Source organism: Actinomyces minihominis, assembly GCF_900187855.1.
GTDB classification, from domain to species: Bacteria; Actinomycetota; Actinomycetes; order Actinomycetales; family Actinomycetaceae; genus Scrofimicrobium; species Scrofimicrobium minihominis.
This window is the reverse complement of the sequence record NZ_FYEG01000002.1, coordinates 42,093-68,002: the sequence shown is the minus strand read 5'-3', so window position 1 is coordinate 68,002 and position 25,910 is coordinate 42,093. Positions and strand designations below refer to the sequence as shown.

Here is a 25,910-nt window from a genome sequence, read left to right as displayed (position 1 = left end):
AAGTTAGCAGTGTGAATCAAACTGTTCCACCACAGGAGTTTGTGGCTGCGCTGCACTCACTGCGCGACTCGGAAGTTGATCCAACCCTACGATTTCGCGAAGTCCCAGCCCCGTCACACCTGGCCCCCTGGGCCGCTGCGGTCGAGGTCGAGACCGCCGAGGAGATCGGCGAGCAACCTCTAGGTAGGGCGACGATGGTGATTCTCTATGACCCCACGCAGGAAGACGTGTGGGGTGGCAGCTTCCGCCTGGTTGGCCAGGCCCGAATGAGCATCGATGATGACCAGGCAACGGACCCCCTTCTTGGTGAGGTTATCTGGGCAACCCTCATCCACAGCCTGGAGGAGGCCGGAGCCGACGCTCTCGCCTGCGTTGGAACAGTCACACGTGAGATCTCTCAGACCTTCGGCGGCCTAGAGTTGAAGGGATCCCAGTTGAATGCCGATCTTCGGTGTTCCTGGACCGCGTCTTCCTCAGACCTCTCGGCTGACTTTCAGGGTTGGTCAGAGGCCCTCAGGCAGAACTGCGGTGCCATGCCTCACGGAGTAACACGTATTGGACGTCCCCATGTCAAGTAGTCCCCTGTTCCAGGAACCGGTTCATCCCGTTCCTGTACCGAAGAGGACCCCCACTGCCAAGCCCGTGCAGCAAGTGCGCACTGAGGTAGCTGAGCTAGTGGAAGAGTCAGAGTCTGCTGCACGCCTGCTGCGCTCACCCAAAGAGGGCATTCCCGAACTTATAGAGTCACCTCAAGCCCTCGCTGAGGCAGCCCGTGCGCTCTCCCAGAACGACGCTCCGACGGCTGTGGACACCGAGCGTGCCCAGGGGTACCGCTACGGGGGTGGCGCCTACTTGGTCCAGTTGAGGAAAGAGGGCGTTGGTTCGTTCCTGATTGACTCATTCAAGCTCCCAGATCTTTCGATTCTCGCCCCTGCCATGACCGGTCCCTGGATCCTTCACGCAGCTGACCAGGACCTGCTCTGCATGACGCAGTTGGGCCTGACTGCTCCGGCGATATTTGACACGGAAATTGCCGCCAAGCTCCTCGGGTTCGAGCATTTCTCGCTCGGCGCAGTCACTGAGCACGTCCTTGGAATCAGCCTTGAAAAGAGCCACCAGAATGAGGACTGGTCGCTGCGTCCCCTCCCCATCGACTGGTTGCGCTATGCCGCCCTCGACGTAGAACTCCTTCCCGAACTTCTCGAAGATATGACTCTGCGTCTCGAGGACGCTGGACGTTTGGGTTGGGCTGAAGAAGAGTTTGCACACGAGCTTGCCCACCCTCTTGTTCCCCGTGAGGTAACTTGGCGCGATACCAAGGGACTCGGTAAGGTCCGCACCCCGCTGGGTCTGGCGATAGCCCGTGAGCTGTGGACGACCCGAGATCAGATTGGCCGGGACCTTGACACGGCTCCCGGGAGAATTCTTCCCACGGCCGGCATCGTTGCCGCTGCGCTTGAGAACCCCCAGTCGAAGGCTCGACTGACCTCTATAGAGCAGTTCCGCAGAACGAGGGCGCGGAAGTACACCGATCAGTGGTGGAGAGCTATCTCGAGAGCTCGCGCCCTCCCTGAGTCAGAGCTCCCTTCGATGCGGGTTCCGCAAGATCCAGACCATGTTCCTGCAGCCGCAACCTGGAAGAGGACCGATCCGGTCGCCTGGGAGCGCCTGCAGACCCTACGTGACTTGGCCAAGCGCGCCGCCTCGCCGCTTGGGGTTCAACCGGAGGTCGTCCTCGAACCAAAGGTGCAGCGTCAGGTTGCCTGGTGGGAACTTGAGGGCGACTTGGAGTCGGCGCTTATCGAGGCCGGTGCTCGGAGCTGGCAGGTCCGTGAGTTGATGCCCGCGGTCTCGAAGGCGACCGTGCAGCAGCTGCGGCGTAAGTCTTCCCGTAGTTTCTAGCGGGGTTCTAGAAGGTGTTGATTCCGCGGCGGCGGAAAATATCGCGGGCCTGCTCGGTCACTTCAACCGAGGGCGGCTTGGTGTCTTCCAGCTCATACTTGAAACCAAGAACATCCCACTTGTCGCGTCCCATCTGATGGAAGGGAAGCACTTCGACGCGTTCTAGGGAGGGAATCGTTGAGGCAATCTCAGCGACCCGTTCAATGTTGTCGCGGTCATCGGTCAGTCCGGGAACCAGCACGAAGCGCACCCAAACGGGAATATCGGCTCGGGCGAGTCGATCGGCGAACACCAGGGTTGGCTCTAGGTCCTGATTGGTGGTCTTGCGGTAAACCTCCGGTAGCCCCGACTTGATGTCGAGCAGAACCAGGTTGAGGTTCCCCAGCATCTCATCGCTACAGCGGTGGCCCAGGTACCCCGAGGTGTCAATAGCGGTGTGAATGTCGTTGTCCCTGGCAAACTGAAGGATCTTGCTGAGGCCCCGAGGTTGCATGAGTGGTTCTCCACCGGACAGGGTGATCCCTCCCCCGGTTCGGGCGAAGATGCGCCGGTAGCGGTAGATGCGTTCGCAGAGTTCATCCGTTGGCACCAGAGTCCCGCGGCGCATATCCATTGTGTCGGGGTTATGGCAGTAGAGGCATGACAGCGGGCAGCCCTGAAGGAAGGTTGTCATGCGGGTTCCGGGACCATCGACCGCAGTCACCAGTTCCCAGGAGTGAACCGAAAGCAACTCTCCAGCGTGAATCATGGCGGCCTGTTCGCGCCGTTCGACCTCACCGAGTGGGTCGAGTCCACCGATTCCCTTTCCCGAAGGACGATGGAACGGGTGGTCAGCCGGAGCCGGAGCGAACTCTCCGGTAACTCCGTCGGCAACTCTGTTCACCACTTGCCTGGACCGGCCTCTCTGTGGAAAAAGCTTGGGCCCGACGAAACGCCGGGCCCAAGTGTCTAATCAGACGCGATCGTGGAAGGTACGGCTGATGATGTCCTTCTGCTGCTCGCGGGTCAGGCGAACAAAGTTCACCGCGTAACCCGAAACACGCACTGTGAGCTGCGGGTAGTTCTCCGGGTGCTCCATGGCGTCCTCAAGTGTGTCCCGGTTGAGGACGTTCACATTCATGTGGAACCCGCCCTCACCCATGTAGGAGTCCAGCAGGCCGACCAGGTTCTTGACCTGCTCGTCCTCAGTACGTCCCAGTCCCGAGGGGACGACCGTGTTGGTCAGGGAAATACCGTCCTGTGACGCATCGTAGGGAAGCTTCGCTACCGACAGTGCAGAGGCAAGCATTCCGTGGCGGTCACGGCCGTTCATCGGGTTGGCTCCCGGTGCGAATGGTTCGCCCTTACGACGGCCATCCGGGGTGTTACCAGTGTGCTTGCCATAGACAACATTCGATGTGATTGTCAGGACCGACTGGGTGTGGGTTGACCCGCGGTAGGTCGGATACTGACGGATCTTATCCATGAACGTTTCAACCAGCTCAACGGCAATGGCGTCAACGCGGTCATCGTCGTTTCCGAAGTGCGGGAAGTCGCCCTCGACGTTGTAGTCAACGATGATGCCGTTCTCGTCGTGAATCGGGGTCACCCTGGCGTACTTGATGGCGGACAGAGAGTCGACTGCGACCGAGAGACCCGCGATACCGCAGGCCATGGTCCGCAGGATCTCGCTGTCATGCAGGGCCATTTCAATGCGCTCATAGGCGTACTTGTCGTGCATGTAGTGAATGCAGTTCAATGCGTCAACGTAGGTTCGGGCAAGCCAGTCCATCAGCACGTCAAACTTCTGCATAACATCCTCATACTCGAGGACGTCTGTGGTCACTGGGCTGGTGGGTGGGGCGACCTGCTTACCTGACAGCTCATCCTTGCCACCGTTGATGGCGTAAAGGAGGGCCTTGGCGAGGTTGACGCGTGCTCCGAAGAACTGCATCTGCTTACCGATGTTCATGGCCGAGACACAGCAGGCAATGCCGGCGTCATCTCCCCATGATCCACGCACCAGCGAGTCGGACTCGTACTGAATCGCTGAAGTTTCAATTGAGACCTTGGCGCAGAACTCCTTGAATCCCTCCGGCAGCTTCTCCGACCAGAGAACCGTCAGGTTGGGTTCGGGCGCAGGCCCCAGGTTGTTCAGGGTCTGGAGCATGCGGAACGAGTTCTTGGTGACCAGGGTACGGCCGTCCTCACCGTTACCACCGATGGTTTCGGTGACCCAGGTGGGATCACCTGAGAACAGCGCGTCGTACTCCGGGGTGCGCAGGAAGCGGACGATTCGCAGCTTGATGACAAAGTCGTCGATGATTTCCTGAGCTTCGACCTCATCGATGGTTCCCTCTGCGAGGTCCCGCTCGAAGTAGGGGTCCAGGAAGGTGGAGGTACGGCCCAGCGACATCGCTGCACCATTCTGCTCCTTGACCGCAGCGAGGTATGCAAAGTAGAGCCACTGAACGGCTTCCTTTGCAGTGGTCGCAGGCCCAGAAATATCGAACCCGTAGGACTGCGCCATGGCCTTGAGCTCTTCGAGGGCACGGATCTGCTCCGCGAGCTCCTCGCGCTGCTGAATGATGCCGTCCTCTGAGAATCGCGCATTGAGTTCAGCCTTGTCAGCCTTCTTGGCCTGGATCAGACGGTCAACACCGTAGAGGGGAACGCGGCGGTAGTCGCCGATGATTCGGCCTCGGCCGTATGCATCAGGAAGACCGGTGACGATATGGGACGAGCGTGCCTTGCGAACCGAATCCGGGTAGACGTCAAAGACACCCTGGTTATGGGTCTTGCGGTAGTGAGTGAAGATCTCTCGAACGAAAGGGTCGACGTCATAGCCGTAAGTTTTCAGTGAGTTCTCAACCATTCGCCAACCACCGTTGGGGATCATGGCTCGTTTGAGGGGTGCGTCTGTCTGCAGGCCGACAACCAGGTTGTCATCTTCACTGATGTAACCGGGGGCATGGCTATCGATGCGACCCGGCGTCTTGGTGTCGATGTCGTAGACACCCTTTTCGCGCTCTTCGGGGAACATCCCAGAAAGGGTGTCCCAAACCCGGGTGGTACGCTCGGTCGGGCCAACGAGGAAGGTGGCGTCCCCTTCGTAGGGGGTGTAATTGAGTTGCACAAAGTCGCGAACATCAACAAAGTCTTGCCACAGGCCCGGTTCGAATCCCCTCCATGCGCCTGTTGTGGCGGTTTCGGTTGACTCGACAAAAATGGTCATGTCTTCATTGCTCCTGGAACTTGACAGCAGGCGGAGGTCTCCCGCTCTGCCTCCCAGCTTAGGTTGCCCTTCGATCAAACGGCAGCAGGCAGGGTGATGGAAACTCTCACAAGCGTCATGTTCCGCCGGATCATGCCATTCTTGAGGTCTTCCCCTGTGCCTTAGGTCGCCTTCCATTTACGCCTAGGACCATAGCCCCAGCCCGATGAGCAGACTGGTAGATTCCCTCTGCATCCAGGCCGATTTCCTCGATGATTGAAGCCCTCGACGCGTGCTGGAAAAAGTTGCGGGGAACCCCGAGGACGTGGACTGGCGGGCCCCCGGCGCGAGTGCTCAGTCGACTCAGTTCACTGCCCATGCCGCCGACTTCGATTCCATCCTCAACAGAAACAACCGTGTCGAACTGTTTAGCAAGTTCCACGAGCTCGTCCCGAACCGGCAGGACCCAACGGGGATCGACCACCGTGACGGGATACCCCTCATGGACCAGGCGTTTAGCCGCTTCAATCGCAGCTGGAACCATAGAACCAGCAGCGACGATAAGGATTGAGGCAGCCGCCTCTCCTTCGGGGAGGTCGAGTTCGCTACGTTCAAAAACAACGTCGCCTCCGGCAGCTGCGCGAAGAGCTGGAATATCTGCGGGTGGTTGACCCTTGGGATAGCGCAGAAGAGTTGGGCCACTTTGATCCTGAAGGGCTTCGGTCAGTTCTTCCCGAAGGGACTTTCCGTCGCGCGGGGCGGCCACGCGAAGTCCCGGAACCATCGCGGCCAGGGACAGGTCCCACATTCCGTTGTGGGAAGCACCATCATCGCCGGTGATGCCAGCCCGATCGAGGACGACGGTCACGGGTTCCCGATGTAGCGCGATGTCCATCAGCAACTGGTCAAATGCTCGGTTCATAAAGGTGGCGTAGACGCAGACCACCGGGTGGGCGCCCTCGAAAGCCATTCCAGCAGCAGAGGTGAACCCGTGCTGCTCAGCAATGCCGACGTCGATGACCCTGCCGGGGAACCTGGTCGCCAGGGGTTGCAAGCCCACCGGCGCCATCATGGCTGCAGTCACACCGATGATTCTTGGGTCCTTCTCGGCAGATTTCAGCAGGTGTTCGGCAAAGATCTTAGTCCAGCCAAAGCGTGCCGGCGCCACCGGGAGACCCGTCTCCGGGTGAATGACTCCGACAGCGTGAAAACGGTCGGCAATGTCCTCTTCGGCGGGGCTGTAACCTCGACCTTTTTCGGTGATGGCATGGACAATTACGGCCTCACCAAATGACTTAGCGCGTTCCAGGGCCAACTCAAGGGCGACCTCATCATGACCGTCAACCGGGCCGATGTACTTCAACCCCAGGTCCCCAAACATCGCCTGGGGGGCAAAGACATCCTTGAGCCCGGCCTTCAGGCCGTGTAGTGCCCCGTAGGTTCGCTTCCCCATGGTTCCGAGGCCGAGCAGGGTTGACTTACCCCGCCGCAGCGTCTCCTCGTACCCCTGAGAGGTGCGCATGGCGTCAAGAATCTTCGCCAATCCCCCGATGGTTGGGTCGTAGGAACGCCCGTTATCGTTCATGACGATCACCAGCGGGCGGCGCGGGTCCTGGGCGATGTTGTTGAGAGCCTCCCAGGCCATTCCACCCGTCAGCGCACCGTCACCTATCACGGCAACGGTGGTCCCGGGAACACCCATGCGTTGCTTTTCTTTGGAGACCCCGTCAGCCCACGACAGAGCAGTCGTGGCGTGCGAGTTCTCAACTACATCGTGGTCAGACTCTGCCCGCGACGGATAGCCCGACAGGCCACCCTGGCGCCGTAGGTTAGAAAAATCGCGGCGTCCGGTGAGTAGCTTGTGGATGTAGGCCTGATGCCCCGTATCCCAGATGATCGTGTCCCTCGGAGACTCAAACACCCTGTGAATGGCAAGCGTCACCTCAACAATGCCGAGATTCGGACCAAGGTGACCACCGGTCTTGGCGATCGACTCAATCAGATAGGCCCGAATCTCCTGTGCCAACCCCACCAGTTGGGCAGATGTAAAAGCCGATAGATCGGCGGGGGTAGTCACCCGGGACAAAAGGGGGTAACGCATCTGGTCCGACTGTCCGGAGCGGTCCATCATTTCAGTCATTCAGACATTCTACCGAATGCGTGTGCCCGAGTAGAATGACGGGAGGCAGAGAGCTCGAAACCAACGTAGCCTGGATCTTTCTGCCTGCCAGAGCAGCCAAGCCGACACTTAGGACGAGGACGAATGGCCAAGGAAACTGCCGCATACGGGACGTGGACCTCTCCGGTTACCCCCGAATCATTCACCGAACGAACCGTGGTAATCACCCAGTTACGACTCGATGGGCCAGATATCTACTGGGTGGAAGACAACCCACGACGGGAAGGCAGGTCTGTCCTTCTCCGTCGCGATGCCATGGGCCAGACCATGGAGGTCCTTCCCCTCCTTGAAGGTTCCCGCCTCATCAACGTCTCCACTGATGTACACGGACGTGGCGGCCGCGCCTATGCAGTCCGCGATGGACAGTTGGTTTTCTCCGATGGGAACGACAACCGCGTTTACGCTTTCCGCGTCTCTGACCGCAGACGCGCCGTGGTTCCGCTGACACCACTTTCCGACAGCGTCTACGGAGACTTTGAGCTTGATCTCTCCCGTGGACTCGTCTACGCGGTACGCGAAGACCGAAGCGGAGAAGCCGAGGGCCGGGAACCCGTGTCCACACTGGTGTCCATCCCCATTGATGGTTCTGCCGCTCGCAACCCCGACCTCATCCGCACCATTTTTGAGGGAACAGACTTCGTATCCTCCCCCGGACTTTCCCACGACAACTCAAAACTGGTTTGGATCACCTGGAACCACCCGGAGATGCCGTGGACCCAATCCCAACTTCACGTGGGCGCACTCAGCGAATTTGGTGACTACCTCTCCGACGTCGTCCTCGTCGACCACAAGGACGTCTGCGTCTACGAACCACGGTGGACCCTTGACAACGACCTCATTCACGCCGATGACTCCACCGGCTGGGCAAACCTGTACCGAACCGAAGGCTTTGAGCTTCGTGAGGGCGAACCCTCCGACGCCTGGCAGACACGACTTCGCACCAGGGCGCTCCACCCCGCGAACCAAGCCTTCTCACAACCCCACTGGAAACTGGGCTCCCACACCTACGACAACCTCGACAACGACCACCTGGTCTGCACCTGGGCAAAGGACGGAACCCGACACCTGGGAACGATTCGCCTCGATAACGGACTCCTTGAAGAATGGCCCCTCGGCTGGTGGCCGGTCGGCAATGTGGCCTCAGACAGCGGGCGGGTCATCTTCCTCGGCGACTCCGCGATTGAACCACCCTCGATCATCGAGGTGAAGAATGGCGAACCAGTCGTCGTTCGCCCCTCCACCGAGGTGGAGGTACATCCGGGATTCATTTCCCGAGTCGAAAATGTGAAATGGAAAAACGATGACAACACCCGCGGTCACGGGCTCCTTTTCATGCCTACCAACCAGAACTTCAAAGCCCCTGAGACTGAGCTCCCTCCACTACTCGTCTCAGTCAACCCGATGCCGACAATGGCAGCCCACCCGGGAATCGACATGGCAGTTGAGTTCTGGACCAGCCGGGGGTTTGCGGTACTGAAACCCAACCCCCGCGGAGCCACCGGATTTGGCCGAAACTATCGAAGCCAAATCTCAGGCCACTGGGGCACCCGCGATGTAGCCGACATCGTCAGTGGAGTGAAGCACCTGATAGCAGAGGGTCTGGTAGACGCCGGACGCATTGCGATTCGCGGCGAATCCTTCGGGGTGGTTACCGTACTTCACGCGATCGAGAAGACGGACTTGTTCTCCGGTGCCGTCGCGCTTGCGGGTACCCCTGATATTCGAGATTTGGCCGCCAACGCCCATAAGTTTGAAAAGAACTACCCCGGTCGCCTGGTGGGTTCGTACAATCTTGAGGACGCGGCCTGGGCTGAAGCGAACGCCCTCGAACACATCGAACAGGTCAACGCTCCCGTTCTCTTCATGCACGGTGGCAAGGATCACCTGGCTCCAGTTGAACGGGTTGAGAAAGCCGTCGAGACGCTAAAACAAGAGGGTAAGCCGGTCGCACTCGTGGTCTTTGAAGAGGAAGGTCACTCTTACGCGCAGGACCGATCCATCCGTACTGCCTGGGACACGGAGCTGGCCTTCTATGGCGAAATTTGGGGTTTTCAGACCACCTCCGACATCAAGGTTGAGATTGCTAACTGGAACAGGTAGCTGCACGGATGGCTGACTGGTAAGAAGCTAAGTAGAAGGGCTCCCCCTGGATAGATCTCCAGGGGGAGGCCTTCCTAGTAGGTACTGCGTTAGGCGTCCGCTAGCTCCTTGGCCTTAAGGCTGCGGAGGACGTACTGCAGAATGCCTCCGTTACGGAAGTAATCTCGCTCGGCCGGAGTGTCGACACGAACGCGAGCATCGAACTCGATGACTGAGCCGTCCTCCTTGGTGGCCGTCACTGCGACAGTCTTGGGAGTCACGCCCTCGTTGAACTTCTCCATCCCAACAATGTTGAAGATCTCGGTCCCATCAAGACCAAGGGAGTTGCGATCTTCTCCGGTTGGGAACTCAAGAGGAAGGACTCCCATGCCAATCAGGTTCGAACGGTGAATGCGCTCGAATGACTCGGTGATCACCGCACGAACTCCGAGGAGAGCCACACCCTTGGCGGCCCAGTCTCGCGATGAACCCGAACCGTACTCTTTACCTGCCAGGACAACCAGGGGTGTCCCTTCGGCAAGGTAGTTCTGGGCTGCATTGAACACCGGGGCAACGGGAGCGTCCTCCCTGGTGTAGTCCTTGGTGAATCCGCCCTCAACGCCCGGGATCATTTCGTTGCGAATACGAATGTTGGCGAAGGTGCCTCGCATCATGACCTCATGGTTGCCGCGTCGGGAACCATAGGAGTTGAAGTCCCGAACTGCCACTCCGCGGTCAAGAAGGTACTGACCGGCCGGAGAATCGGCCTTGAAGGACCCCGCTGGCGAGATGTGGTCAGTGGTGACCGAATCCCCCAGCTTCAGAAGAACCCGGGCATTATGGATGTCCTGGATGGGTTCGGGGACATCAGGCATTCCTTCGAAGAACGGGGCACGACGCACGTAGGTGGAATCGTCTTCCCAGGCAAAGGTTGCCCCCTCCGGAGCATTCAGTTCTCTCCAGTGCTCATCGCCAGCAAACACATCGGCGTAGTCCTGAAGGAACATGTCACGGTCGATGCTGGAGTCAATGGTTGCCTGGACCTCTTCGGGTGAGGGCCAAATGTCTTCGAGGAAGACATCCTTTCCATGGCGGTCCTGACCAAGCGGTTCACTTGCAAAGTCAAAGTCCATTGTCCCCGCAAGGGCGTAGGCGATAACCAGTGGCGGTGAGGCCAGGTAGTTCATCTTTACATCGGGGTTAATGCGTCCCTCGAAGTTCCGGTTGCCTGAAAGCACTGATGCCACTGCCAGGTCATGTTCGTTGACTGCCTCTGAAACAGGTTCTGGCAGAGGGCCGGAGTTACCGATACAGGTGGTGCAACCATAACCAACCAGGTAAAACTCGAGTGCCTCAAGATCCGGCCAAAGACCCGCGCGGTCGTAGTAGTTCGAAACAACCTGGGAACCCGGGGCCATCGAGGTCTTTACCCAGGGCTTGACCTTGAGTCCACGCTCATTGGCCTTACGAGCCAGCAAACCGGCAGCCAGCATGACCGAAGGGTTGGAGGTGTTGGTACACGAAGTGATTGATGCAATGACGACTTTTCCGTGGTCAAGTTCCACGCTGTTGCCGTTCTCAAGGGTGACTTCCACCCGACGGTGCGGGCGGCTGGCGCTGTCGGCCGGCCGGGCCGGTGCAGAGCCGTCATCATCAGAGTTATCGGTAGGCTGCACGGGATCTGAGGCCGGGAATGTACCTTCAAGCGCCTCATCCAACTCCGTCTCATGGATACGGTCAGGTTCGCTGACATACGAGGGAACACTGCCTCGGAAGGACTCTTTGGCCTCCGTCAACGGGATGCGGTCCTGGGGGCGCTTGGGTCCGGCGATTGACGGAACGACCGTCGAGAGGTCCAGTTCAAGGTACTCGGAGTACTCCACTTCCCGGCTGGGATCGTGCCACAGGCCCTGGGTCTTGGCATAGCTTTCGACGAGGGCGACCTGCTCCTCAGAACGACCGGTGAGGTACAGGTAGTCCAGCGTGACCTGATCGATGGGGAACATGGCAGCGGTCGAACCAAACTCCGGGGACATGTTACCGATGGTGGCACGGTTCGCGAGGGGAACAGCCCCCACGCCGTCGCCATAGAACTCAACAAACTTTCCGACCACCCCGTGCTTACGAAGAAGCTCGGTAATCGTGAGGACGACGTCCGTGGCGGTTGCGCCCGCTGGGATCGAACCGGTGAGCTTGAAGCCAACGACGCGGGGAATGAGCATTGAAATGGGCTGTCCCAGCATGGCTGCTTCGGCCTCGATACCACCGACACCCCAGCCGAGAACCCCCATGCCGTTGACCATGGTGGTGTGGGAGTCGGTACCGACACAGGTGTCCGGGTATGCCAGCACCTCACCGTCACGCTTTTCAGTAAAGATCCCGCGTGAGAGGTACTCAAGGTTGACCTGGTGGACAATGCCGGTTCCCGGCGGAACCACCTTGAAGTCTGAGAAGGCCTGCTGTCCCCACTTCAGGAACTGGTAACGCTCTCCGTTGCGTTCGTACTCTCGCTCAACGTTACGGGCGAAGGCAAGGTTAGATCCAAAGGCATCTATCTGAACGGAGTGGTCGATGACCAACTCTGCGGGCACCTGCGGGTTGATCTTCTCCGGGTCACCTCCCATGGCCTCGTAAGCCTCACGCATCACCGCGAGGTCGACAACGCAGGGCACTCCGGTGAAGTCCTGGAGCACCACCCTGGCAGGCGTGAACTGAATCTCATCTTCTGGTTGGGCGTTTGGATCCCAACCAGCAATGGCGCGAACGTGGTCGGCGGTGATGTTTTCGCCGTCTTCATTACGTAGCAGGTTTTCCGCAAGCACCTTCAGTGAGTATGGAAGCCGATCAACTCCGGGGACCGAATCCAAGCGATAGTAACTGTAATCACTACCGTTTACGGTCAGTGTTGCACGTGCGTTAAACGAGTCCATGTTTGCCACAGGGCCCTCCTTTGGTCGTGGTACGTAACCAAGATATCGCAGGAAAGGCCCCCGTGATGATCAAAAGCAAGGTCCGGACAGTATCCTTTGTCCTCGAACCCGCCCTGGGACGTTAGTCACGGACCAGTGTCGTAACGATCTCGAAGTGGTGGGTGTGGGGGAAGAGGTCCCAGGCACGAATCGACTCGATGCGGAACCCGCCTGACACAAAGTCAGACAGATCTCTGGCTCCCGATGCCGGATCGCAGGAAACCAGCACGACCCGGGAGGCCTCGGTTGCGCAAAGTGCTTCCACAACCGCCTTTTCAGCTCCGGAACGCGGTGGGTCGAGGATGATCGTATCGATAGGAGATCCGGAAGCTTCCGCCAGTTCGGCAACGGCCTTGCCGTCAATCCGGCCCTGAAACACCTGGACGCGCCCAGACTCAATCTCAGGCTCAAGGACCTTCCCTGCGCTCTTGACCGCACTCTTGTTGCCCTCGAGGGTCAATAGCTGTCCCCCCTCAAGTTCATCGGCAATGAAACGAGAGAACAGACCTGAACCAGCATAAAGCTCAACGACCACATCACCGGGGCGCACCTGGGCGCCCTCTAAAACAGCTTCCACCAGAACGGCCGGTGCCTCAACATGGGTCTGCCAAAAGGAACCTGGTCGCACAGAGAAGCTGTGCGTGCGACCGGCAGCGGTAACGATCCAGGTGGACTTTGGCGGTCCAAATGTTCCCGGCCCCGTGAACACGCCAGTTGAGCTGACGAGGACGGGAGCCGAACCATTGGGATCTTCCAGGGCAATGCGCTCCCCCGCTGTCCAGCGTTTCTTCCACGCGGGCTTTTCAAGAACCTTCAGGGACTTGAGACCACCGGTTGCGATGGGAAGTTCGGTCAGTGGGACCACATCGTGGGAGCGGTAGCGACGCATACCGGGGCGTCCCTGTTCGTCAATCACCAGCTGTACCCTGGTGCGTCGACCAAGCAGATCTCCGCCGGCTGAGTCTCCCGGTGTCGGCTCAACGACCACCAGGGGTTCATCCTCTGAGGCTCCGGTCACCGCGCGCACCTGCGCAACGACCCTGTCTCCCCCTATCCGTTGCAGCTGCTCACCAAGGACCTCGGACTTCCACTCCCTCTGGTACGAGGGGGCGACATGCCCGAGTTCAACTCCGCCGACCCCTTCGGCCTCGGCCTCCGGCCACACGTGAGGGACACGGTGAACCGATGGCTCCAATACCTCGGTCACATCGGCCCAGGCGAACTTCTTATGCTCCGATGTCAGAGCAATCCGCACCGTCTCTCCCGGCAGGCCCCCGCGAACGAAGAGGGTCCGTCCATCGCCGGAGCGAGCCAGGCAGGCCCCGCCGTGCACGGGCTTCCCCAAGGTCACCGTTTCGATCGTGGGCTGGGACGCTTCCATGGGGGCTCCTTCTGAGAATCACTTTCAGCCTTCACCCGGATTGGGGAGAAGACCGTTCCTCCAAGAGTACAGTCCTGCCATGCGGGTGGTTGGCGGTGGTAGTTTGGGTCTGTGCACTTCGTAATTATGGGCTGTGGGCGGGTCGGAGCGATGCTCGCCGACGAACTGGATGCCCAGGGCCATTCAGTCGCAATCATCGACATCAGGACCAGCGCTTTCACGCGGCTCGGCCCGGACTTTTCGGGACAGCGTATCCACGGCAACGGCTTTGATCGCGCCACGTTGAAGAAGGCCCACATCCAGGATGCCTATGCCTTCGCTGCCGTGTCCAACGGTGACAACTCAAATATCATTGCCACCCGAACCGTTAGCGAACTGTTCGGGATTGATCGGGTGGTGGCTAGAATCGCCGACCCGGAAAGAGCCGAGCTCTACGAAAGGCTCGGTATCCCGACCGTCGCTTCTACAAGACGCACAGCAACCGCGGTGCTCAAGTGGATGGTCCCACCGAATGCGGAAGTTGTTTGGACAGACCCAACCGGAGCCGTGCTACTCATGGCTGTACGTCCCTCTGAAGCCTGGTACGGGGAGCCGTTCTCCAAGGTTGAAGAGCTCACCGGAGCCCGAGTGGCTTTCGTATCGCGTCTCTCCCGGGTCGTTCCTGCCCGTCAGAACTACGTGGTACAAGAGAATGATCTGCTGATTCTCGGAACCGACGGTACCGATAATGCCGGCATCCGAGATATTTTGGCCCACAACCCAAATACGGCTAACTGAGTTAGGGAGCACCTATGAGGATTCTCGTTGTCGGAGCCGGGGCAGTCGGACGTGCCACCGCTAACCAACTAATTGGGAACGGCCACCACGTGACTATCGTTGACCGCGATCCCGATGCAATCAAAGTGACGCTGGTTCCCGAGGCCGACTGGGTCCTCGCAGATGCCTGCTCACCCACCGAGCTGGAGGAGGCGGGTGCCCGCGAAGTCGATGCTGTCGCGGCCGTCACCGGAGACGACAAGGTGAACCTCGTGGTCTCACTACTGTCCAAGACTGAGTTTGGAGTTCCGCAGGTTATCGCCCGCGCCAACCACACGGCAAACGAATGGATGTACAACGAGAGCTGGGGTGTCGATGTCCTGGCCTCAACTCCGAGAGTTCTCACCGCCCTGGTTGAAGAGGCCGTATCGGGAGGCGACATGATTCAGCTCATGGCACTGGGAAGCTCCACCGCCTCCGTCTACAGGGTTGAGGTTCCGCGTCACTCCACCGTGATTGGAATGGAACCCCGCAGCATCCAGCTTCCTGGCGACTTGATCTTGGGTGCCGTCATCCGGGCGGAAGAAACTGTTGCGCCCGAAGACGTTGCCGAGGTCGAGGTCGGTGACCAACTGATCGTTATATGCGGGCGTAACAGTGAGCCTGCCCTGGCAGACCTAGAGACCTTGATCCGCTAGAAGAGGTCGGCCTCAATCAGCCTCGACTTCTTTCTCAGCGGCTTCCGCAAGGTTCTCCACCTGCCCCTCCCCGGCCTCTCTGCTGGCAACCGGAGCAAAACCGCGCAGGAGAACCCAGGTCAACCAACCGGCAACCGCGAACAGGGGCAGACCCATGACCAGTTTCAGGACCCCCAGGCCCACGACCTGACCACCGAAGTAGAGCGGGGCCTGAACCCCGAGTCGCAGTCCGAAGACAAGCACCCACACCCAGGTGGCGTAGGTTGCCCGCTTCCGCAGAAGAGGCGCCCATTCAGCACTCTTCCAGTCTGCCGGCAGCCCGATGGCAAACTCCATGAGAAGGAGCAGCGCTGGACGCCGCACTATCAGAGAGATCAACATCGCCACCAGGAAGGCCGCGTTTGTGATGAGTCCCCACGCAAAGTAGTTCTCGGCCTGCCCGGATAGGGCAGCCCAAACCACTCCTATCAGGACACCAAACATCCCCGCAAATGCCTGTGAAAGGGAGGAACGCTGGAACAGGCGAATCACCACGAAGACAGCTGCTAGTCCGCCCGAGAGGACAAGGGGCCAAAAAAGATCACGCGATGCAACATAGGCGACAACAAAAATTAGACCGGGAGCCAAGGACTCTACGGCCCCCCGCCACCCCCCTATGGAGTCAACGACAGAGAACTCTTCACGATCAAGCTGCTTGACCCAACCGCCATTGCCACCAAGGGGCGCGGGCTGTACACCCTCTGAGTCGGCATTGGCGGGTCCCTCTAACGAGGAGGTTTCCTGGGACATATACCTGTCACCTTCCGTGGTCATCAGAAGTCCTGGCGCCAAATGATCGTGTAGGACGGTTCCAGCATGCGAAGAGAATCATGGGAGCGCGTCAGTGTGCCTTTGAGTTCTAGTACCGAACCGATAGTGGCACCGGGAATGCTCTCGCGGCCGTGCCACACTGCAACGAGCTCGTCTCCATCCTCGTCCTCGACAATCAGGTGAACAGTCCCGCCAGCTGGGGTCTGCTCCACCTTGATCTCTGTCACAAGACCGGCGATCGTACAAACTTGGCGAAGCGGGCACTTGGCGATCGGTCGGCGATCGGGGCTGAGGTCGCAAGACTCAAGTGGAAGCAACTCTTCTTCAGAGAGCTTCACTTCGTCAGCGGAGGGGAAGAAGCGGCGGCGAAGATCAGCGAGGTTCATCTAGAGCCGCGGCATCGCGAGGAAGACTGAGTGGGAGAACCTCAAAGCGAATGCGGGGCGAATCCCCACGGTTCACGATCAACTGGTCAATCAGCGCTTCGCAAGCTTCAGTCTGCGCGTTGTCACCAGCCGCAGCTGCACCGGCTATATCGAGACGCGCCACCCAGCGTGGCCCCTCAACACCGATGATTCGAAGCGGAGAGAAACCTCGGGTTCCATCGGGAAGGACCGCTGCGACCCGAGCATGAAGCTCAGTTCCGTACGGCCCCTCAGCCCTCTCAACCGAACCACCGGCTCCAACAATCGAAGTCTCGATCTGCTCCGAGAGTTCTGTCCACGCCCCACCCGACTTGGGAGCCGCGGCAACACTGACGGTGACCCCGGAGGTTCCGAGGACGAGCAGCATGCGGAACAGGGTTGTCTTATCGGCCTCAAACTTGCCCCTCAGCTGCAGGCCCGGCAAACGCGGTACATAGACCGCTCCCAGGTCCACATAGCCGGCGGGTACGGGCTCTCCACCCGAATCCCTTGGGCCACGACGAGGCAGTTCTGGGCGTTCTTCACGGTCCGATGCAAACGCCTCGGGGGCCCGGGCAGAGCCCTCCTCGGTTCGCTTGCTCCTACGCCGGAACAGTGCCATGATGCGCGCTCCCTAGGCCATGCAATCGAGGCACATCGGGGCGCCGGGTTCGCTCTCAGGTGAAAGCTGAGAAGTGTGCTTTACAAGGAAGCACGAGACGCACGTGAACTCATCTTCTTGCGCTGGGACAACCAGCACGGTGAGCTCTTCCTTCGAGAGGTCCGCGCCCGGGAGCTCGAAGCTCTCCGCCGCTTCATTCTCGTCCTCATCAACGTCATTCGAACCAATATCGGTTCGGCGTGACTTCAGCTCCTCGATAGAGTCCTCTGAAATATCCTCTTCAGACTTACGCGGGGCATCGTAGTCGGTAGCCATTAGTGTCCTTTCACGCTCGAACTGCGGCTCGGATTACCAGGATGGGCAACCGCGGGGATAGTAACACCATTGGTGGTTCAGTTCCATCCGCTTTCTGAACACGCCCCACAGCATCCATCGGGATGGTGGGGAGTTTGGCACCATGTAGTCGGGAAAGGTGGGACACATGATTGTTCTTGAGTTTGTGGGACGCGATGCAGGAAGTGATGCTCTTCTCTTTCGGGATGGGGACGGACGTGAGTTTGTTGCGCCCCTAACCGAGATGTTGACCTCGTCGATCCTGCGGGGATCGACCCTTGAGGTGGTCCCCGATTCACCTCAGCGACGACTCACCCCTCGGGAAATCCAAGCCCTCTTGAGAGAAGGCTTAACTGCGATCCAGATCAACGAGCAAACCGGAACCGATATTGAACGCGTCCGGCGTTTCGAGGGGCCGGTTCGCGCTGAGATCATGCGCGCCATCGACCGTGCCCTGTCCTCCCCCGTCGGAAATGAGCCCGACTCCCCGACCATTGGCGACCTTGTGGTTGACCGTCTGGCTGAGCGCGGGGTCGACACGGAAGAACTGAGATGGACTGCCTCCAAGCGCGACTCAGGGGCATGGGAGGTCTCGGTTGTTTTTGTCGAGGACGACATCGAAAAGTCCGCAATGTGGACACTAGCAGAAGCGACAGATCTCGCCACTGCCAGTGATGACACAGCTCGAGAGCTCACGGAAACGACTAGGACGCCCGAAACCGTCCGCGCACTGTTCCCTCCAGTCGCGAGCTCAACGGTTGATCCATTCTCCGATGAGGACGACATCCTGCTTGAGCGCCAAGAGCAACTTCTTAAGCGCCTCAGTGCCGCCCGTGGTCGTCGTCAACCCGTGATGATGGGCTTTGAGGGTGAAGATGAGCAGGTAGAAACGGTCCCCATCATCTCTCCGGTTGTGGCACCACCCAGTCCGGCTCCAGCAGCCCTCGGACACGTTGATCAGGTGGAACCCGAGGAACGGAGCGCTTCCTCTACCAACGCCAATACGCCACCCGATAGGGACCCAAATGAGGGTGAAGATGCTTCCCCGAAGCCAACTGAGAGTTCGAAGAAGCGTGGCCGCAAGCCCATGCCTTCCTGGGACGAAATTGTCTTTGGCTCACGGGGGAACTAGCAGAGGCGCCAAACAGGGATCCCCATCTCGGTTTCTGTAAGCGATCCGTGGACCCCGGGCATAAACAGAGCCGACGGTGACTGGGTCCTTGAGTCACCCACTACAGCATCACCATCCGGCATGACCAGGAGGTCGCCGAGCAGGCTCAGTCCGGGCCCGTCCCCGATAATCTGGGGAACCTGCTGGCGATTGAAGATCCATGCCCGGTCTCCCCAGTAGTCACGCCAGCGCTGCTCGACAGACTCAGACTGACCCGGAAATGCGTGAATGTGTGCGGCCCGCCCCTCACCGGTAACCAGCTCAACCCCTTCAGCGAGGATGGGAACGCTTGCGATATCAACGCGTTGACCGACCTCGACCATCCCGTGATCAGCCGTGAGCAGGACCTGAGCGCGATCACCAACAGAGCTGATCAGGCTGCGGATCTCCATGTCAAAGTCCTCCAGCGCAGCGCTCCAGGCATGGGAGTTCGGCCCGTGTCCATGGCCGACCTTATCGATGCCCGACCAGTAGACGTATGTGAGCGGCGTCTTTCGGCGCGCCTCCCCCACCGCGCGACCAAACCGTGAGGCGAGGTCCTGGGCCCCCACAAAACGGGCTCCTCGCATCGCAGCCCCCGTCAGCCCGGAATCCTGAAAACGGGGGTCAGTCACAATCGCACAGTCAACGCCTCGGGCGGTCATTCGCTCGAGAATAGTGGGTTCGGGTTGCCACTCTCGCCCGCTTACCCCGGGGGAAAACTGGAGCAGGTTCATCACGCCGTCTCCGTGGCGCACCGAGTATCCGACCATCCGAGTTGCGCCCGGCACCCGTCCTGTGGCGAGGGTCGTGAGAGCCGCAGAGGTAGTTGATGGCGCCACCGTCTGGGCGCGAACCGGCTCACTTCGGAGGCTGCGCAGGGTTGGGGCGTGTCCCAGTTTGTCCATTAGCTGGTTGAGGCCGAGCCCGTCGGCAAGGACCACCACGACCGGGAGCCCCTTCTCAAGGCGAAACTGATCCGCGGAAGCTTCCGCACGTCCACTCGCGACAAACTCTCCCCCCGTGCCGGCATAGGCGGCAGCTTCAAGGACATCACCGATCCACGGTGTGGGTGGAGGGATCGGTGCGATGACGCCCTCTGGGAGGGGCTTCGTGAAGGCTGTGCTCTCGATCTGCATTACTGCTCACCGAGCCTCATCGAAAGTGCTCCGACAAAGGTCATGGCATCGTCCTCACCTGAGCTCTCGGGTTGCACCCCAAAACTCATCACAAGTCCGTCGTCCTTCTGTGAACCAATCATCCCGTGATCAGCCATGCAATCAGGATCATCACAGTGCATTGGCTCCATCGCGATACTTCGATGGGTGGCAAACGAGAGAACCACCGTCAAACCCGGTAGCACGGCCTCCATCTGCTGCCCCGGAAGCACTACTTCCTCTTCAGGAAGCATTCGGCTCGGAACGGACGCACTTCCCAGTTCAAGCCCGGTAATCTGCCGGACGTGGATCAGATTCAGATACCACCGCACTCCGTCTGCCAGCTCATCGACGTGAACTGCGGTGAGGAGTGAGTCACGAAGACCAATGAGGTCAAAGTGGCGGAAGACGGCTTGGTCGTCAAAGGTTGTCTCCAGTTGGAACAGACAGTGTTCCGGCAGATGGCCAGCATTGACCTGCCGAAGTAGGCGTTCGATCAGGTCGGCGTGGAAGCCTAGAGATCGAACCTTCTCGAAACTGGTCATGGCTGTCTCATCCTTCGTAGGCGTGGGTGGTCGGGTGACCGCCCAAACTCAACAATAATGGCCCCCATGGCAATTAACGTGGTCGGTGAAAATGAGGCAGACAGTATCGATGACATTGATGTCTCGGTGGAAATGCGTGATTCCTTCCTGGAGTACGCCTACTCGGTGATCTATGCGAGGGCGCTTCCTGACGCGCGCGACGGCTTAAAACCGGTGCAACGTCGCATCGTCTACCAGATGCATAAGATGGGCCTTACCCCTGATCGTGGCCACGTAAAGTCCCAACGTGTTGTCGGCGAGGTGATGGGCAAGCTGCACCCTCACGGCGATGCCCCGATCTACGACGCCCTGGTCAGACTGGCACAGGACTTCAACCTGAGGCTTCCCCTAGTCGACGGCCACGGAAACTTTGGATCACTTGATGATGGTCCCGCGGCAGCACGCTACACGGAGGCACGTTTAGCTCCCTCGGCTGCACTTCTCACCGACGGTTTGGATGAGGACGCAGTCGATTTTGTACCCAACTACGACAACCAGTTTCAACAGCCCGATGTGCTTCCTGCTGACTTCCCCTCGCTTCTGGTCAACGGAGCCTCAGGCATCGCAGTCGGCATGGCGACATCGATTCCCCCCCATAACCCAGCAGAGGCGCTCCGTGGGGCGTTGCATATGCTTCGACACCCGGACACCACCAACCGTGAGTTGATGCGATTCATCCCCGGGCCGGACTTCCCGGGCGGAGGGATCATCCCGGGCCTCCAGGGCGTCGAGGAGGCCTATGAGACTGGGCGCGGAATCTTCAAGGTTCGTGCGAAGGCTTCCATTGAACGAGTATCTGCGCGTCGCATGGGGATTGTCATCACGGAGCTGCCCTACATGGTCGGTCCCGAAAGGGTGATCGAGAAGATCAAGGATGGAGTCAACGCCGGCAAAATCAAGGGAATTTCGGCTGTTTCCAACCTGACCGACCGTGAGCATGGTCTGAGAATGGTTGTCAACGTTAAGAATGGTTTCAACCCGGAGTCCGTCCTCGCCCTCCTCTACAAGCACACCCCACTTGAAGAGTCCTTCGCGACCAACGCGGTGGCACTTGTCGAAGGCCAACCTAAAACCATGACCTTGGCCGATATCCTGCGGGTCTTCATTGACCACCGCCTCGACGTCACGCTGAGACGAACCATGTTCCTCATCAAGAGGAAGCAAGAGCGCCTCCACCTCGTTGAAGGCCTCCTGCGGGCCATCCTGGACATCGACGACGTCATCGCCATCATCCGATCCTCCGGCGATGTCGACGAGGCCCGTGGGCGCCTCCAGATCGCCTTCGACCTCACTGAGATTCAGGCAAATTACATCCTGGAGCTTCGTCTGCGACGCCTCACCAAGTTTTCGCGACTGGAGCTTGAGAGCGAACGTGACCAACTCGAGGATGAACTCGACAGGCTTCGGGCGATCGCGGGATCCCGTCAGCTCCTCGAACAGAAGGTGGCGGACGATCTCGAAGCAACGGCTGCCGCCGTGAAGTCGCCGCGACGTACCGTCCTCCTTTCCGAGGATGCGCAGTCCGTTAGCCCGGCCGCCCTCGGCTCCGACCTGGAGATTCCAGACGAGCCGTGCATCGTGGTCCTGACACCCGAGGGCGGAATCGCGCGGATCCCCGGTAGTGAACCTCCGGCCCCACCTGTCGCAGGAGAGAGTGACCACTTCCGTTCGTGGGGAGAATCCACCACCCGCGGCCAGGTGATCGTGGTCTTCTCCGATGGCATTGCCCGCCGCGTTGCGGTAGAGACCCTTCCGGCCCTCGTGCGGTCCGACCTCGGACAGTCACTGGCTGGAACCGTTTCCGTCACCGAAATTATCCAGGAAACTGTGCCGAGCGGCGTGGAACCCGTGGGGGTTGTCTCGCAGGCTACCGACCAGGTCCTTGCACTTGGAACCAGCTTCGGTGTGGTCAAGAGGGTGCGCCCCGACTGGCCCACTAACCGCGACTCCTGGCCGGTCATCACCCTTGAGGGAGGTGACCGCGTAGTGGGGGCATCCAACAGTAACTCCACCGACTTTGCAGTTTTCATTACCAGGTCGGCCCAACTTCTCAAGTTCCCCATTGACTCGGTGCGCCCTCAGGGACCAGCCGGTGGGGGAATTGCGGGTATCAAACTAGCTTCCGGTGATGAGGCAATCTTCTTCGCGACCGTCGAAGAGGTAGCAACAGCCGTCGTCGCCACGATTACAGAGCCAAAAGATGGCATTCCTGGGACATTCCCCGGCTCCGCCAAGTTCACTCCCCTGGTGGAGTTCCCCGCCAAGGGGCGCGCAACCATGGGGGTGCGTTGCCACAGGTTCCTGAGGAATGAGAGCCACCTGAGGTTAGGCTGGGCCGGTCCGTTCATGCCCGTGGCAGCGACCTCATCGGGAACTGTCGTTCCGCTTTCATCAGAACCGGGCAAACGAGATGGCTCCGGACTTCAGCTTCAGTCCGTCGTCGAATCCCTAACCTAAGCGAGCGTTCCACTCGCTGCGTGTTACTTCTGCTTGTCTTAGGATTCTGGAGCTACACGCAGCGAGTAGGTGTGGAACCAAGAGGAGATCTCAAATCCGTGATCTCGGTAGAACCTCATCGAGGCTTCATCCTCTTCCGGATCTAGCGTGACACTGATCTTGTCGATCCCATCGGCCACTAGGGCTTCAGCAGTATGGTTGACCAGCTCGCTAAGGAGCTTGTCGCGGTCCTTGGACCCGAATGCAGCCGCAATCTGCAAGACGCCCTCTCTCCAGCCAAGAGCCTCCCAGTCCTGTTCGTATCCGCCGACGGAAATAAAGCCGATCACCCTCGGCCGGTCTCCCTCACGGCTGAGAGCTACAAACGACCAGTCTCGACGGATACCGGCATTGATCATGCGCCAGTCGTCCTGGGTTGCCCTAAGGTTTTCAAGACCCAGCTCACTCTGCGCTTGATTGAATGCTCGTCGGGTTGCATCGTCGAGGTCGGGGGTCCAGGGAACGACTTCAAAGTAGGTCGGAGCAGCCTCTGCGCGTCGCCATCGTTCTACCACGCAGCGCAGTTCGACAGCAGAACTCTCCCAGGTGTACCCCATCTGCTCGAGCGCGCTGAGGAACTCGGTGTCGCCCTCGTGGATGGTGTGCGTCAATCGTCCACCATTTTGTCTGAACTCTTCGTGAGCGAGTTTCGAACCGGCTTTAGTCTGCCACTTTAGAAGTGATGAACCGATGCCGTTGCCCCGAGCCCTAGGGGCAACTCCGCCCTGGCAAACCACCTGCTCGGAACTTCCTCGCGCCAGCTCAACATAGCCAAATGCCACCATCTTCTGGCTGCCATTGACGTCAAAGCCAGCCACGCCATTCCATTGACCACCTTTCGCGAAGATCTCTGCTATCTCAGCTTCGGAGGTTCTGTACGGCACTCCCTCAGACTCTTCAATGAGAGCGAGCAACTCAGACAGGGGTGCAGCGTGTTCTGAAATCAGTGGCTCCCAAGCAACGCCGGGGAGTTCCAACGGCAAGTGGTCCTGATCTTCATTCACTAATTCAGAATAGCCCATTCCTCAACTGCGCCAGCACATAGTGTGATTCTGGGCTGATGGCGAAACCTGGCTTAGGCGTCGATCCGATCCCTGACAATGGAGCGTGCTCCATCGACGATGAATTGCTTGCGCGGTGCCACCACGGAACCCATGAGTAGCTCAAACACACTTTCAGCTTCCCGCAGGGCCTCTTCATCCTTCAGTGTGACGCGGCGCAGTCTGCGGGATGCGGGATCCATCGTGGTTTCTGCGAGTTGGTCCGCATCCATCTCTCCAAGACCCTTGTAACGCTGAATTGGCTCCTTGTACTTGCGTCGCTGCGCAGAGAGTTTTTTCAACTCTTCTTGGAGGCCAGCTTCGGAGTAGGTATAGATAACCTCTGTCTTGCCGCGTCCCCTCCCCGGAACATCAATCCGGTGGAGCGGAGGAACTGCCGCAAAGACACGCCCTGCTTCCACCATCGGACGCATGTAGCGGAAGAACAGTGTCAGCAACAGGGTGCGGATATGCGCCCCATCGACATCGGCATCTGTCATCAGGATGATCTTGCCGTACCTTGCAGCATCCACGTCGAAGGTGCGCCCGGAACCAGCACCGATGACCTGGATCAAGTTGGCGCACTCAATGTTGGCCAGCATGTCTGAAGTAGAAGCCTTCTGGACGTTGAGGATCTTTCCCCGAATGGGAAACAGAGCCTGGAAATCTGAGGAGCGCGCCGCCTTGGCAGTTCCAAGAGCCGAGTTACCCTCGACGATGAAAAGCTCGCTTCGGGCCACATCGGTGGTCCGGCAATCTGCTAGTTTGGCCGGTAACGATGAGGTCTCCAGTGCGTTCTTTCGTCGGGAGATTTCTTTGTGAAGGCGAGCAGATGCCCTTGCCTTCATCTCTCCGGCGAGTTTATCGATCAGTGCCTGGTTCTCCTGTTTATCACCACGACCGGTCTTGGCAAGCTTCTCTTCAAGCCACTTGGAGATGACCCGCAGAACAACCGGCCTAACCTGTGGGGTTCCCAGGGTCTCTTTGGTTTGCCCCTCGAACTGTGGTTCTGGCAGACGGACCGTGACAACCGCGGTAAGGCCGGCCAGTATGTCGTCCTTCTCTAGTTTGCCGTCCTTGGCCGTCAACTTGAGGCGACGCGACTGCTTCTCAACATTGGCGCGGAGGACCTTAAGCAGGGCCTGCTCAAATCCTTGAATGTGCGTCCCCCCTTTTGGAGTCGCAATGATGTTGACGAACGACCTAATTTCAGTCTCATAGCCAACCCCCCACCGCAATGCCACATCGACCTCACAGGTTCTCTGCACGGTGGCGGGGCGGAGATGACCATTTTCATCAAGCTGCTGAACCGTCTCTTCGTAGGTTCCGGATCCGGTTATGCGCCAGGTATCGGTGACACCCCGGTCAACCGATAGGAAGTCAACGTAGTCGGAGATCCCACCTCTGTAGCAGAACTCTTCCTCTGTCGGCTCCGCTTCCCTTTCATCTCGAAGAACGATCGTCAGCCCGGGGACGAGGAACGCGGTCTGTCTTCCCCTGGCCGTCAAGGCCTCCCAAGAAAAAGTCTCAGAGGCAGGGAAAATCTGAAAGTCGTGCCAGAACCTCACCCTGGTCCCACTGACCCCACGCTTGACCTTTCCCACCACCGCGATGGGTTCTGCCTCTTGGAAAGCCGTGAAAGGCGCGTTTGGATGGGGCGCATCACCGTCGGTAAACCTACCGGGTTCACCCCGCTGGAAACTCATCTTGTGGGTCTTTCCGGCACGATCGACCTCGACGTCAAGACGGGCTGACAATGCATTGACCACCGACGCACCCACGCCGTGAAGCCCACCGGAAGATGCATACGAAGATCCGCCGAACTTACCTCCAGCGTGCAGCTTCGTGAACACCACCTCGACGCCGGAGAGTCCGACCCCCGGGACCTGATCAACCGGGATGCCCCGTCCGTTATCCGAAACGGACACCGAGCGATCACTGTGCAACGTCACTTCAATTCGACTGCACTCTCCCTGAAGCGCCTCATCAACCGCGTTGTCAACGATTTCCCAGACACAGTGCATAAGGCCGCGCTGGTCTGTGGACCCGATGTACATGCCGGGTCTCTTTCGGACTGCCTCAAGCCCCTCGAGCACCGTCAGGTGACGAGCCGAGTATCCGCTGGTCTCATTGTTCTTCTGGTTCGAGCTCACTAGA

20 protein-coding genes are annotated in these 25,910 nt (G+C 59.2%); 7 read left to right on the top strand and 13 right to left on the bottom strand.

Annotation, left to right across the window (positions count from 1 at the left end; translation table 11 throughout):
- Positions 1-11 precede the first annotated feature (11 nt).
- Together CS903_RS02345 and CS903_RS02340 are read left to right on the top strand one after the other, a co-directional pair.
- The gene (locus CS903_RS02345) at positions 12-578 is read left to right on the top strand and encodes a DUF3000 family protein (RefSeq protein ID WP_099331958.1); all 567 of its coding nucleotides are present in this window, start codon (positions 12-14) and stop codon (positions 576-578) included.
- A complete protein-coding gene (locus CS903_RS02340; RefSeq protein WP_099331957.1) occupies positions 568-1,902 on the top strand; it encodes an HRDC domain-containing protein in 1,335 nt (444 codons plus the stop codon). Before CS903_RS02345 ends, CS903_RS02340 begins: the two co-directional genes overlap by 11 nt.
- Before the next feature lie 7 nt (positions 1,903-1,909).
- Here the strand turns inward: CS903_RS02340 and pflA are convergent, their stop codons facing one another.
- The 3 genes from pflA to dxs all read right to left on the bottom strand — a co-directional run bounded on the left by pflA (position 1,910) and on the right by dxs (position 7,235).
- Positions 1,910-2,788, bottom strand: a complete 879-nt coding sequence (gene pflA, locus CS903_RS02335; RefSeq protein ID WP_099331956.1) for a pyruvate formate-lyase-activating protein — start codon at positions 2,786-2,788, stop codon at positions 1,910-1,912.
- A gap of 66 nt (positions 2,789-2,854) precedes the next feature.
- On the bottom strand, positions 2,855-5,116 hold the full coding sequence (gene pflB, locus CS903_RS02330; protein ID WP_099331955.1) for a formate C-acetyltransferase: 2,262 nt from the start codon (positions 5,114-5,116) through the stop codon (positions 2,855-2,857).
- A gap of 130 nt (positions 5,117-5,246) precedes the next feature.
- Positions 5,247-7,235 carry a 1-deoxy-D-xylulose-5-phosphate synthase gene (gene dxs, locus CS903_RS02325; protein ID WP_242491716.1) on the bottom strand — a complete coding sequence of 663 codons (1,989 nt, stop codon included), beginning with the start codon at positions 7,233-7,235 and terminating at the stop codon, positions 5,247-5,249.
- A 123-nt stretch (positions 7,236-7,358) separates the two neighbouring features.
- Between dxs and CS903_RS02320 the strand changes: the two genes are divergently transcribed.
- Positions 7,359-9,374, top strand: coding sequence for an alpha/beta hydrolase family protein (locus tag CS903_RS02320; RefSeq protein ID WP_099331954.1), 2,016 nt, complete (start codon positions 7,359-7,361; stop codon positions 9,372-9,374).
- 89 nt (positions 9,375-9,463) lie between these two features.
- Here CS903_RS02320 and CS903_RS02315 read toward each other — a convergent pair whose 3' ends face one another.
- Both CS903_RS02315 and CS903_RS02310 read right to left on the bottom strand, forming a co-directional pair.
- Entirely contained in the window at positions 9,464-12,292 is a 2,829-nt protein-coding gene (locus tag CS903_RS02315) for an aconitate hydratase (RefSeq protein ID WP_099331953.1), read from the bottom strand.
- Positions 12,293-12,404: 112 nt separating this feature from the next.
- Complete coding sequence (locus CS903_RS02310; protein WP_099331952.1) at positions 12,405-13,703, bottom strand: class I SAM-dependent RNA methyltransferase; 1,299 nt, start codon at positions 13,701-13,703, stop codon at positions 12,405-12,407.
- A 126-nt stretch (positions 13,704-13,829) separates the two neighbouring features.
- Here CS903_RS02310 and CS903_RS02305 point away from each other — a divergent pair, with 126 nt between their 5' ends.
- Positions 13,830-14,480 (top strand): potassium channel family protein, encoded by a 651-nt coding sequence (locus tag CS903_RS02305; RefSeq protein ID WP_099331951.1) that lies wholly within the window; start codon positions 13,830-13,832, stop codon positions 14,478-14,480.
- 14 nt (positions 14,481-14,494) lie between these two features.
- A complete protein-coding gene (locus tag CS903_RS02300) occupies positions 14,495-15,157 on the top strand; it encodes a potassium channel family protein (RefSeq protein WP_099331950.1) in 663 nt (220 codons plus the stop codon).
- 12 nt (positions 15,158-15,169) lie between these two features.
- Here the strand turns inward: CS903_RS02300 and CS903_RS02295 are convergent, their stop codons facing one another.
- The 4 genes from CS903_RS02295 to CS903_RS02280 are packed head-to-tail and all read right to left on the bottom strand — an operon-like array spanning position 15,170 to position 17,308.
- Positions 15,170-15,970 (bottom strand): DUF3159 domain-containing protein, encoded by an 801-nt coding sequence (locus CS903_RS02295; protein ID WP_099331949.1) that lies wholly within the window; start codon positions 15,968-15,970, stop codon positions 15,170-15,172.
- Positions 15,970-16,353, bottom strand: a complete 384-nt coding sequence (locus CS903_RS02290; protein WP_099331948.1) for a hypothetical protein — start codon at positions 16,351-16,353, stop codon at positions 15,970-15,972. Before CS903_RS02290 ends, CS903_RS02295 begins: the two co-directional genes overlap by 1 nt.
- Entirely contained in the window at positions 16,340-16,993 is a 654-nt protein-coding gene (locus CS903_RS02285) for a DUF3710 domain-containing protein (RefSeq protein ID WP_099331947.1), read from the bottom strand. The genes CS903_RS02290 and CS903_RS02285 overlap by 14 nt, the downstream gene beginning before the upstream one ends.
- 12 nt (positions 16,994-17,005) lie before the next feature.
- Positions 17,006-17,308: a DUF4193 domain-containing protein gene (locus tag CS903_RS02280; protein ID WP_099331946.1), complete on the bottom strand. Its 303-nt coding sequence runs from the start codon at positions 17,306-17,308 to the stop codon at positions 17,006-17,008.
- A 166-nt stretch (positions 17,309-17,474) separates the two neighbouring features.
- On the opposite strand from CS903_RS02280, the gene sepH reads away from it, so the two are divergent.
- Positions 17,475-18,458 carry a septation protein SepH gene (sepH, locus tag CS903_RS02275; RefSeq protein ID WP_099331945.1) on the top strand — a complete coding sequence of 328 codons (984 nt, stop codon included), beginning with the start codon at positions 17,475-17,477 and terminating at the stop codon, positions 18,456-18,458.
- Here the strand turns inward: sepH and CS903_RS02270 are convergent.
- Together CS903_RS02270 and CS903_RS02265 are read right to left on the bottom strand one after the other, a co-directional pair.
- The gene (locus CS903_RS02270; RefSeq protein ID WP_099331944.1) at positions 18,455-19,615 is read right to left on the bottom strand and encodes an alkaline phosphatase family protein; all 1,161 of its coding nucleotides are present in this window, start codon (positions 19,613-19,615) and stop codon (positions 18,455-18,457) included. The two genes, sepH and CS903_RS02270, sit on opposite strands and share 4 nt — an antisense overlap.
- Positions 19,615-20,178, bottom strand: coding sequence for a DUF5998 family protein (locus CS903_RS02265; RefSeq protein ID WP_099331943.1), 564 nt, complete (start codon positions 20,176-20,178; stop codon positions 19,615-19,617). Before CS903_RS02265 ends, CS903_RS02270 begins: the two co-directional genes overlap by 1 nt.
- 57 nt (positions 20,179-20,235) lie before the next feature.
- Here CS903_RS02265 and CS903_RS02260 point away from each other — a divergent pair, with 57 nt between their 5' ends.
- Entirely contained in the window at positions 20,236-22,674 is a 2,439-nt protein-coding gene (locus CS903_RS02260; protein ID WP_370737635.1) for a DNA gyrase/topoisomerase IV subunit A, read from the top strand.
- Between the two features lie 38 nt (positions 22,675-22,712).
- Here CS903_RS02260 and CS903_RS02255 read toward each other — a convergent pair whose 3' ends face one another.
- Positions 22,713-23,717, bottom strand: a complete 1,005-nt coding sequence (locus CS903_RS02255; protein ID WP_099331942.1) for a hypothetical protein — start codon at positions 23,715-23,717, stop codon at positions 22,713-22,715.
- Positions 23,718-23,788: 71 nt separating this feature from the next.
- Complete coding sequence (locus CS903_RS02250) at positions 23,789-25,906, bottom strand: DNA gyrase/topoisomerase IV subunit B (protein WP_099331941.1); 2,118 nt, start codon at positions 25,904-25,906, stop codon at positions 23,789-23,791.
- Positions 25,907-25,910: the final 4 nt, after the last annotated feature.

Bases quoted from the DNA above. Each gene is read 5' to 3' on its own strand.
- CS903_RS02285 (WP_099331947.1), bottom strand. From the start codon at position 16,993: ATGGCACTGTTCCGGCGTAGGAGCAAGCGAACCGAGGAGGGCTCTGCC.
- CS903_RS02305 (WP_099331951.1), top strand. From the start codon at position 13,830: ATGGGCTGTGGGCGGGTCGGAGCGATGCTCGCCGACGAACTGGATGCC.
- CS903_RS02340 (WP_099331957.1), top strand. From the start codon at position 568: ATGTCAAGTAGTCCCCTGTTCCAGGAACCGGTTCATCCCGTTCCTGTA.
- CS903_RS02300 (WP_099331950.1), top strand. From the start codon at position 14,495: ATGAGGATTCTCGTTGTCGGAGCCGGGGCAGTCGGACGTGCCACCGCT.
- CS903_RS02270 (WP_099331944.1), bottom strand. From the start codon at position 19,615: ATGCAGATCGAGAGCACAGCCTTCACGAAGCCCCTCCCAGAGGGCGTC.
- CS903_RS02260 (WP_370737635.1), top strand. From the start codon at position 20,236: ATGGCCCCCATGGCAATTAACGTGGTCGGTGAAAATGAGGCAGACAGT.
- sepH (WP_099331945.1), top strand. From the start codon at position 17,475: ATGATTGTTCTTGAGTTTGTGGGACGCGATGCAGGAAGTGATGCTCTT.
- CS903_RS02290 (WP_099331948.1), bottom strand. From the start codon at position 16,353: ATGAACCTCGCTGATCTTCGCCGCCGCTTCTTCCCCTCCGCTGACGAA.
- dxs (WP_242491716.1), bottom strand. From the start codon at position 7,235: ATGACTGAAATGATGGACCGCTCCGGACAGTCGGACCAGATGCGTTAC.
- pflB (WP_099331955.1), bottom strand. From the start codon at position 5,116: ATGACCATTTTTGTCGAGTCAACCGAAACCGCCACAACAGGCGCATGG.
- CS903_RS02265 (WP_099331943.1), bottom strand. From the start codon at position 20,178: ATGACCAGTTTCGAGAAGGTTCGATCTCTAGGCTTCCACGCCGACCTG.
- CS903_RS02310 (WP_099331952.1), bottom strand. From the start codon at position 13,703: ATGGAAGCGTCCCAGCCCACGATCGAAACGGTGACCTTGGGGAAGCCC.
- CS903_RS02320 (WP_099331954.1), top strand. From the start codon at position 7,359: ATGGCCAAGGAAACTGCCGCATACGGGACGTGGACCTCTCCGGTTACC.
- CS903_RS02295 (WP_099331949.1), bottom strand. From the start codon at position 15,970: ATGACCACGGAAGGTGACAGGTATATGTCCCAGGAAACCTCCTCGTTA.
- CS903_RS02280 (WP_099331946.1), bottom strand. From the start codon at position 17,308: ATGGCTACCGACTACGATGCCCCGCGTAAGTCTGAAGAGGATATTTCA.